Genomic DNA, 8,523 nt, shown 5'->3' with positions numbered 1-8,523 from the left:
GGCCGCCCCTGCTCGCGCGCGGCGGCGGCACCCGCCAGCGGCCCGCCGCGCCCCGATCCCTCGACGAGTTCGAGGCCGCGCGCGACCACGTCCTGCGCATCCTGGCCCTCGACGGCCGCGACATAGGCGGAATTGACCATCGACAGCCTGAGATCGCGCGCCCGGTACCACATCGGCAGCGGCGCCGCTTCGATCAGCCCGGTCAGCGCCTCATAGGCGGCACCAAGCCGCGCCGTCTCAGTGCCGAGGCGCTTGATCTCGGATTCGCTGTCCGTTGCATCGAACGCCCAGATCAGGATGCTGCCAGTTGCCCCCATCGCACCAGGCGCACGCGCGCCGCGCAGCGTGATGGCCCGCGTCGAACCGACGGGGCGGACGGCACGGACGAAGGGCCGGCCCGAACGCTGTGCAGCGGTCACATCAGCGGTCAGCGCGGCAGCATCCTCGGGTGAGAGCCCGGATTCCTCACCCGCCAGATCCATCAGATAGCGTGGCGCCGGAATACCCAGCCAGTCCGCCATCCGCTGCGGCATCTCCACTCGTCCATCCGAGCGGACGACCGTCGCGACGGCCGGCGACCCATCGAGCAACGCGCGCATCGTCGCATTCTCAGCGAGGGTCGTCGCGACGCCGGCGCGCGCGCGCAATCCCAGGAACAGCAGCAGCCCGCCAAGCCCGAGCAGCAGCAGCGTCGCAACGCCGGCCAGAACGGTCGCCCATGTTCCGGGGACCGTCATGTCCCGGAGACACTCTTCGCAACGAGATCGGGAAACACGGTAACCGCCATGGCTCCGTCTACGCCAACAGCGCCCCCCGGGGGAAGACGGCGATCGGGAAATCGCATGCGGCTGATCGGGTGCCTCACCTGCACGCTTGGCGGCTCCGGCGCGTCAGCCCGAGGCGCTGGAAACCCAATCCCTCCAGACTGTTGCAAGGATGAAACACATTGTAAAAAAACGATCCTATTCGTCTCAATCGAGTGGATCGGGCCGCGCCGCGCGGCCTAACGGCGGCGCATCGACGAAGGTCAGCGGCTTTGCCCCTTCGTCGGAATGTTTCAGTCGAGAGTATTAAATGACCCAAGCCTATCGTCGCAGTCTGCTCGCCACGAGCCTCCTCGTTGCGGTTTCCACGCTCCCCGCTGCCGCACAAACCGCTCCGGCAACGCCTGCGGCCACGCCCGAGGCAGCCGCTCAGGCAGAGGCTTTGGAGCCAGCGACCCCGACCCAGACCGCGACGGATCAGAACCCGCAGGGTGCTACAGAAGCGCCGGCAGGCGAGATCGTCGTGACCGGCTCGCGCATCGCATCGCCGTCGGCCACCGCCGCCTCGCCGCTCCAGAGCGTCGGCATCGCGCAGATCCAGCAGGCCGGCGCGATCAACGTACAGGACGTCCTGCTCCAGAATCCGGCATTCGGTACGCCGGGCGTCAGCCGCACCAATTCGAGCTTCGCGACGCAGGGCGCGGGCGTAGCGACGGTCAATCTGCGCAACCTTGGCGAGGACCGCACGCTGGTCCTCGTCAACGGCCGCCGCTTCGTCTCGGGCCTTCCGGGCAGCAGCGCGGTCGATCTCAACGTGATTCCGACGCAGTTCCTCGAGAACGTCGACATCCTGACCGGCGGCGCATCGGCCGTCTACGGGTCCGACGCGGTCGCGGGCGTCGTCAACATGATCTACAAGACGAAGTTCGACGGCATCCAGCTCGACGGCCAAGTCGGCATGTCGCAATATGGCGACGGCTTCGACCGTCAGGTCAATGCCCTCGTCGGGAAGAACTTCGCTGACGATCGCGGCAACATCATGCTGTTCGGTGGCTATTCGAAGCAGGGTACAGTGCTGAAGCGCGACCGTTTCACCGAGGCGGGTTCAAGCGCCGTCGATTCGACAAGCCGCGGCTATCTAACAGGCAACGATGCCGAGCTGTTTACGCCGCAGCGGCCGTATCTTTCGGGGTTTGCGCCGCAGGGTCGCTATTATGCCGGCGACAGCACCTTCACCTATGGTCAGGATGGCGCGCTGCGCGATTGCGCGTCCGCCAACGGCACGGGGGGCTGCGTCAATGCCGATGGTACGGCCGCGGGCCCGGACGGCTTCAACCGGTCCGACTTCCGTTATCTCGCCGTTCCCGTCGAGCGCTACGTTGCCGCCGGCCGCGCAAATTACGAGGTGTCGCCTGCACTCAACCTGTTCGTCGAGGGCAATTATGCCAAGACCAAGGTCAGCACCGTGATCGAGGCGTTCCCCCTCGATTCGACCTTCAGCAACCCACGCAATTCGGGCCAGATCCCGATCCAGACGGTCGTCGGCGGCGTAACCTATCGCAACCCCTATGTGCCAGACGCGATCTTCAATGCTGCGACGGACACCGACAATGATGGACTGCGGGACATCTATTTTGATCGCCGTCTCGCCGATTTCGGACCCCGGACGATCCGGTCCAGCCGTGACCTGTTCCGCATCGCGGGCGGCGCAAACGGCAAGTTCCTCGAAGACCGCTTTAACTATGAAGTTTATGGGATCTATGGCCAGACCAAAGAAGACCAGGTCGGAACCGGCCAATTTAATACCGCTAACTTCTTCCAGGCGCTAAATTCTTATCGCGACCCAGCAACGGGGCAGATCGTGTGCGCCGATCCGACCGCGCGCGCAGCAGGCTGCGTTCCCGCCAACATCTACGGCGCGGGCGCGCTCGCACCGGCGGCCGGCTATCTCGCCGTGCCGACCACGCTCAGCACGAAGGTCACGCAGACCGTTGCCGGCGGCAACGTATCGGGCAAGCTCTTCTCGCTGTTCGGCGCCGACCCGATCGGCTTCAGCGTCGGTACCGAATACCGCCGCGAGAGCAGCCGCAACGACTTCGATCTGCTCACCCAGCAGGGCCTGAACGGCAACAACGCGCTGCCATCGACCGCGGGACGTTTCCATCTCTGGGAAGGGTTCGGCGAGGTCGTCGCACCGATCATCCAGGACAAGCCGTTCTTCCAGTCGCTGAGCGTCCGCGGCGCGATCCGCGTGTCCGATTATTCGACCGTCGGCACCACCTACAGCTACAATTTCGGCGGCGAATGGGCACCGGTCGAGGATATCCGCTTCCGCGTGATGCAGGCGCGGTCGGTGCGTGCGCCGAACATCAACGAGCTGTTCCAGGCTCCGCAGCAGAATTTCCCAAGCGTCAACGATCCCTGCATCGGCGTGACCGCGGCGACGGCCGGAACGCTCGGCACGACCTGCCGTGCCGCGTCCGGCGTGCTCGCCAACATCGCGGCGAACGGCGGCGCGTTCGCCGCGAACCAGGCCGATATCCAGGGCGTCACCAGCTTCGAGGCGGGCAATCGCAACCTCCAAGAAGAGAAGGGCAATTCCTTCACCGCGGGCGTGGTGATCAACCCGCGTTCGGTCCGAGCGCTGCGCAACCTCGTCGTCACGGTCGATTACTTCAACATCCGGATCAAGGATGCGATCGTCCAGACGCCGCTGCAATACATCGTCAACCAGTGCTACCAGCAGGGCAATTCGGATTATTGCAGCCAGATCACGCGCCGTGCGGCCGCGCTCGGGCCGAACAGCGCCGGGTCGCTCGACCAGCTGACGACCAGCTTCCTCAACAGCGGTGGCGTCAAGACCCGGGGCATCGATACGGTCATCACCTATCGCCAGGATCTCGCCGATATCGGTCTCGCCGGCACACTTGGTCTGCGAGGCTCATACACGCATCTGATCTCGGGCTACACGGTGCCCCTGCCCGATGCGGATCGTGACTATTTCGCGGGTGAGATCGGTGCGTCGCGCGACCGGTTTACGACGAACCTGTCCTATGACATCGATGGTGTCGGCTTTACGACGACGGGCACCTGGATGAGCCAGGCAAGCCTCGACGACCAGTTGACCGGCGCCCGCCCGGGTACCAATCCGCTGTACCGCGTCCGTCCGCAATTCTACCTGGACTCGCAGATCCGTTTCCAGACGAACGACGGCTTCGAATTCTACGTCGGCGGGTCGAACCTGCTCAATAACAAGCCGCCCTATCTCGCCGATATCGGCGCGTCGGCCGGCCAGGATACCGATGCGGGCACTTATGATCCGCTCGGCCGCCGCTATTATGCAGGTGTCCGGATCAACTTCTGATCCCCGGACACAACGTACCTCAGGAGGGGAGCCGGCAACGGCTCCCCTTTTTTGTCCGAGCGACATGGACAAAAAAAGGGCGCGGGCCGCGGGAGGATATCCCGATGCCCGCGCCCTTCACGTCTGGAGGATGGCGATCACGCCGCCATGAACATCTCCGGCGGCAACGCCATCAGCGACTCCGCGCCACCCTCGATCTTGCGACGCAGCGCGCCCGCGTCGGGCAGGATCCGCTCGGCATAGAAACGCGCGGTGATCAGCTTGGCGTCGAGGAACGCCGCCTCGCCCTCACCGGCCGCCTTCAGCTTGGTGGCGGCAACCGCCATCCGCAGCCACATCGCGCCGACCGCGACGATCCCCATCAGATGCATGTAGCTGACCGCACCGGCGCCGACATTCTCAGGGTTCTTCATGCCGTTCGCCATGAACCACATTGTCGCCGCCTGAAGCTGGCCGTTCGCCTTTTCCAGCGCCTCGGCAAATGCCGCCGTCGCCGGATCGCTCTTGGCCGCCGCAACGTCGTCCGCGACCAGCTTGAAGAACGCCTGGATCCCGCGACCGCCGTTCTGCGCCAGCTTGCGACCGACCAGATCCATCGCCTGCACGCCGTTGGTGCCTTCGTAGATCATCGCGATCCGCGCATCGCGCACATATTGCTCCATGCCCCATTCTGCGATGTAGCCATGACCGCCATAGACCTGCTGCGCGTTGGTGGCGATCTCATAGCCCTTGTCGGTGCCATAGCCCTTGATGACCGGGGTCAGCAGGCTGATCATGTCGCCCGCCAGCTGACGCTCTTCCTCGGTCGCGGCGTTATGCTCGAGATCGCCCTGCAGCGCGGTCCACAGGATCAACGCGCGCAACCCCTCGGTCATCGCCTTGCCCTCCATCAGCATGCGGCGCACGTCGGGATGGACGAACAGCGAATCCGCCTTTTCCTGCGGCTCCTTCGGCCCGGTCAGCGCGCGTCCCTGGCGACGGTCCTGCGCATATTGCACCGCATTCTGATACGCGACCTCGGCCACGCCCAGCCCCTGAAGGCCGACGCCCAAACGCGCCGCGTTCATCATGATGAACATCGCGGCGAGGCCCTTCATCTCCTCGCCGACGAGCCAGCCGGTCGCCGAGTCATAGTTCATCACGCAGGTCGAGTTGGCGTGGATCCCCATCTTGTGCTCGATCGACCCGCAGGTGACGCCGTTGCGATCGCCGAGCGAACCGTCTTCGTTGACGAGGAACTTCGGCACGACAAACAGCGAGATACCCTTCGAACTGTCGGGCGCGCCCGGCGTCTTGGCGAGGACGAGGTGGATAATGTTCTCCGTCAGGTCATGCTCGCCGCTCGAGATGAAGATCTTCGTGCCGGTGATAGCATAGGAGCCGTCCGCCTGCGGCTCGGCCTTGGTGCGGATCAGGCCCAGATCGGTGCCGCACTGCGGCTCGGTCAGGTTCATCGTCCCGCCCCATTCGCCCGACACCATCTTCGGCACGTACATCGCCTTCTGCGCGTCCGATCCCTTGGCGACCAGCGCGGCGATCGCGCCATGCGTCAGGCCGGGGTACATCGCGAACGCCATGTTCGACGAGATCATGTATTCCTGGAACGCGGTCGAGACGACGTGCGGCATCCCCTGCCCGCCATATTCGGGCTGGTTGCCAAGCGTCGCCCAGCCGCTCTCGACATACTGCTTGTACGCCTCCTTGAAGCCGTCGGGCGTCGTGACCGATCCGTCCTCGTGGCGGGTGCAGCCCTGCTGATCACCCGACAGGTTGAGCGGGAACAGGACTTCGGCGACGAATTTTCCGCCCTCTTCCAGCACCGCGTCGACGACGTCGGGGGAAGCCGCGTCGAAGCCCGGCAGGTTGCTGTAGCGGTCGAGGCCGACGACCTGTTCGAGGACGAAGCGCGTGTCGCGGACGGGGGGCGTATATTGGGGCATGGTCTATCCTTGCTGGTCGTTGGCGCGGCCGACTTCGAGAAGGGCCACGAAATTGGTAAGTTCGTCGATGGCGGCGTCGATATCCCGCTTCTGCGCGGTCAGCAGCGCGATCCGCGACTGGCTGCGCTCGATCACGACCTGACGCTGCGCACGACGCCCGTCGCCGACGTCGTAAAGGTCGATCATCTCGCGGATCTCGCCGAGGCTGAAGCCGACACGCTTGCCGCGCAGGATCCATGCGAGCCGTGCGCGGTCGCGGTGCGAGTAGATACGCTGCGTGCCCCGTCGCTCGGGCGCGATCAGCCCTTCGTCTTCGTAGAAGCGAAGCGCGCGTGCGGTCACGTCGAACTCGCTCGACAGATCCGATATCGTGAAATGGTCGCGATCATGCCGCGGTTCGATCACCGCATAGGATTCGGGAGATGCCCGTTCTGCCGGGGATGCTCTGGTCGCCATGCCGGAACATTTAGCTCTCGTTTACGTCAACGTCAATCTCGGTATAGAAATTTGCCCGCCTTCGAGCGCAGCGTGGCCGCCTCGGACCGCGACTCGCTCAACCGATCGACCGTCACCGCGGCAAGCGAGGCTCGTCCCGCACACAGCGCTTCGCACGCTTCGGGCATGTCGGCGGGGAATGTGATGCGATCCCCGTCGAACCGCGCATCGAATGCGCATTTGCCGAACGTCATCTGCAGCCGCTCGCCTGAGCGCTCGACGGTCCCCGATGCCGCGCAGCTCTGAGCTTCGCCATAATCGACGCTGACGCCGATCCGGCTGACCCGCTCGGTCCCAATGATGCAGATCCGGTCGGTATCGCGCGCCCAGGAGCCCTGAAGCGCGGCACCGGGATCACCAACGATACCCGCGCTCCGCGCCGCCGACTCGAGCCGCGAACCGGGCGTGCTCTCGGTATTGGTGATGCTGGTCGACGCACCGTCGCATCCGGCCAGCAGCGACAGCAGGAGCATGAGCCCGCCACGCCAGTGGCTCATTCGGCGGTCACCAGGCCATCACCCTCTATACGCCGGAAAAAACAGGTACGTTCGCCGGTGTGACAGGCCGGGCCCGCGGCATCGGCGATCACCCATATCGCGTCCTGGTCGCAGTCGATCCGGAGTTCGGCGACGCGCAGCACATTGCCCGACGTCTCCCCCTTGCGCCACAAGGCTTGCCGGCTCCGCGACCAGAAATGCGCCTCTCCGGTCGCCTGGGTCTGCGCCAGCGCGTCGGCATTCATGTGCGCCACCATCAAGACATCGCCCGACACGCGATCGGTGACGACCGCCGTCAGCAGGCCGGAGGAGTCGAACTTCGGATCGAGCGTCAGGCCCGTGTCGCGGCTGTGTGTCATGCCCGGGGACATACCAGAAAGCGGGCGCGAAGCGACGCGAGAGATCAAACCCATTGCGCAATGTTATTACAAGGAGGCGACAAACGTGTGAACCGCGACTATAGGGCATGCTCCGCACGACGTGAGACCCGGCATGCTGACCACAAACCCTTATGATGACGACAAACTCCGTGAAGAATGCGGGGTGTTTGGCGTCTCGGCCACCGACGGCGCGGCGGCGCTTGTCGCCCTGGGCCTCCATGCGCTGCAGCATCGCGGCCAGGAAGCCGCCGGCATAACGACGTTCGACGGCGCCCATTTCCATACGCACCGCGCGATGGGGCATGTCGCCGGGAACTTCGATCGCGACGACGTGATTCGCGCGCTGCCGGGCACGGTGGCCTGCGGGCACGTCCGCTACTCGACGACCGGCGAGACCGCGCTCCGCAACGTGCAGCCGCTGTACGCCGAGCTGTCGACGGGCGGTTTCGCGATCGCGCATAACGGCAATATCTCTAACGCAATGCGGCTGCGTCGCGAGCTCGTGCGTCGTGGCTCGATCTTCCAGTCGACCAGCGATACCGAGACGATCATCCATCTCGTCGCGACGTCGAACTATCGCACGCTGCTCGATCGCTTCATCGATGCGCTAAAGCAGGTCGAGGGTGCCTATTCGCTCATCGTAATGACGCCCGAGGGCATGATCGCCTGCCGCGATCCGCTGGGCATCCGGCCGCTGGTCATGGGCAAGCTTGGCGACGCAGTGATCTTTGCGTCCGAAACCGTCGCGCTCGACGTCGTTGGCGCGACCTTCGTCCGCGCGGTCGAGCCGGGCGAACTCGTGATCGTCCAGGGGTCCGAGATCCGCTCGATCCGCCCGTTCGCGCCGATGGCGGCGCGGCCGTGCATCTTCGAATGGGTCTATTTCTCGCGCCCCGACTCGATCGTCGACGACCATTCGGTCTATTCGGTGCGGAAAGCGATCGGGGCGCAGCTCGCGATCGAATCGCCGGTCGATGCCGATCTCGTCATCCCGGTCCCAGATTCGGGCACCCCCGCGGCGATCGGCTATGCGCAGCAATCGGGGATTCCGTTCGAGCTCGGAATCATTCGCTCGCATTATGT

General features: G+C 64.9%; 6 protein-coding genes and 1 pseudogene. 2 read left to right on the top strand and 5 right to left on the bottom strand.

Features of this window, described 5'->3' with window-relative positions:
• Positions 1-737 (bottom strand): annotated as a pseudogene (locus tag sphsw_RS14365) (histidine kinase); the annotation flags it as partial.
• Positions 738-1,074: 337 nt separating this feature from the next.
• On the opposite strand from sphsw_RS14365, the gene sphsw_RS14360 reads away from it, so the two are divergent.
• Positions 1,075-4,128 carry a TonB-dependent receptor plug domain-containing protein gene (locus sphsw_RS14360; RefSeq protein WP_081874339.1) on the top strand — a complete coding sequence of 1,018 codons (3,054 nt, stop codon included), beginning with the start codon at positions 1,075-1,077 and terminating at the stop codon, positions 4,126-4,128.
• A gap of 137 nt (positions 4,129-4,265) precedes the next feature.
• On the opposite strand, the gene sphsw_RS14355 is transcribed toward sphsw_RS14360, so the two are convergent.
• Genes sphsw_RS14355 through hisI form a run of 4 tightly spaced genes read right to left on the bottom strand, consistent with a single transcriptional unit; the run spans position 4,266 to position 7,419 of the window.
• Positions 4,266-6,068, bottom strand: a complete 1,803-nt coding sequence (locus tag sphsw_RS14355; protein ID WP_031441213.1) for an acyl-CoA dehydrogenase C-terminal domain-containing protein — start codon at positions 6,066-6,068, stop codon at positions 4,266-4,268.
• 3 nt (positions 6,069-6,071) lie between these two features.
• Complete coding sequence (locus sphsw_RS14350) at positions 6,072-6,524, bottom strand: MerR family transcriptional regulator (RefSeq protein WP_031396539.1); 453 nt, start codon at positions 6,522-6,524, stop codon at positions 6,072-6,074.
• 32 nt (positions 6,525-6,556) lie between these two features.
• Positions 6,557-7,060 carry a hypothetical protein gene (locus sphsw_RS14345; RefSeq protein ID WP_235188405.1) on the bottom strand — a complete coding sequence of 168 codons (504 nt, stop codon included), beginning with the start codon at positions 7,058-7,060 and terminating at the stop codon, positions 6,557-6,559.
• The gene (hisI, locus tag sphsw_RS14340; RefSeq protein ID WP_031396541.1) at positions 7,057-7,419 is read right to left on the bottom strand and encodes a phosphoribosyl-AMP cyclohydrolase; all 363 of its coding nucleotides are present in this window, start codon (positions 7,417-7,419) and stop codon (positions 7,057-7,059) included. The genes sphsw_RS14345 and hisI overlap by 4 nt, the downstream gene beginning before the upstream one ends.
• Positions 7,420-7,552: 133 nt before the next feature.
• Between hisI and sphsw_RS14335 the strand changes: the two genes are divergently transcribed.
• The coding region (locus sphsw_RS14335; protein ID WP_031441211.1) for an amidophosphoribosyltransferase at positions 7,553-8,523 on the top strand (971 nt) is incomplete at its 3' end.

This window comes from Sphingomonas sp. FUKUSWIS1, from assembly GCF_000733135.1.
Taxonomy (GTDB): domain Bacteria; phylum Pseudomonadota; class Alphaproteobacteria; order Sphingomonadales; family Sphingomonadaceae; genus Sphingomonas; species Sphingomonas aerolata.
This window is presented reverse-complemented; position numbering and strand designations above follow the sequence as displayed.

Coding starts and splice junctions, on each gene's coding strand:
- sphsw_RS14355 (WP_031441213.1), bottom strand. CDS start 6,068: ATGCCCCAATATACGCCCCCCGTCCGCGACACGCGCTTCGTCCTCGAA.
- sphsw_RS14345 (WP_235188405.1), bottom strand. CDS start 7,060: ATGAGCCACTGGCGTGGCGGGCTCATGCTCCTGCTGTCGCTGCTGGCC.
- sphsw_RS14350 (WP_031396539.1), bottom strand. CDS start 6,524: ATGGCGACCAGAGCATCCCCGGCAGAACGGGCATCTCCCGAATCCTAT.
- hisI (WP_031396541.1), bottom strand. CDS start 7,419: ATGACACACAGCCGCGACACGGGCCTGACGCTCGATCCGAAGTTCGAC.
- sphsw_RS14360 (WP_081874339.1), top strand. CDS start 1,075: ATGACCCAAGCCTATCGTCGCAGTCTGCTCGCCACGAGCCTCCTCGTT.